Here is a 430-nt window from a genome sequence, read left to right on the forward strand (position 1 = left end):
TGTTCAGCGCGGTCAAGATCGACTCGACCTTCAACGCCTCGCAACTGATCGGCCAGACGCAGAACGTCGTCAACATGAACGGCAATAACGCTGCCTTCGTCGACGACATCAAGTCGCGTGTCACCTCGACCCAGAACGCCCAAAACAACATCTATTGAGCCTCGGGCTACCGCCCAGGCTGAATTCGCTAGCTACTGCATTTCCCGGAGAACTGCCATGACTACCACCCTCGCCATCAAAGACCTGTCCGTCACCGAAGAACTCGACGCCCGTGCCATGCGCGCCGTGCGCGGCGGCTTCGTGCCCTTCCTGCCCGTGTTCAGCGCGGTCAAGCTCGACTCGACTTTCAACGCTTCGCAGCTGATCGGCCAGACGCAGAACGTCGTCAACATGAACGGCAACAACACGGCCTTCGCGGACGACATCAAGT

At 59.1% G+C, this 430-nt stretch carries 1 protein-coding gene; it reads left to right on the forward strand.

The genetic code is table 11. The features are described from left to right. Positions 1–216 precede the first annotated feature (216 nt). Positions 217–430, forward strand: a 214-nt coding sequence (locus AC1DMQ_RS25795) for a hypothetical protein (protein ID WP_477036377.1), incomplete at its 3' end; no start/stop codon positions are given.

The organism is Caulobacter sp. 05L422 (genome assembly GCF_056397765.1).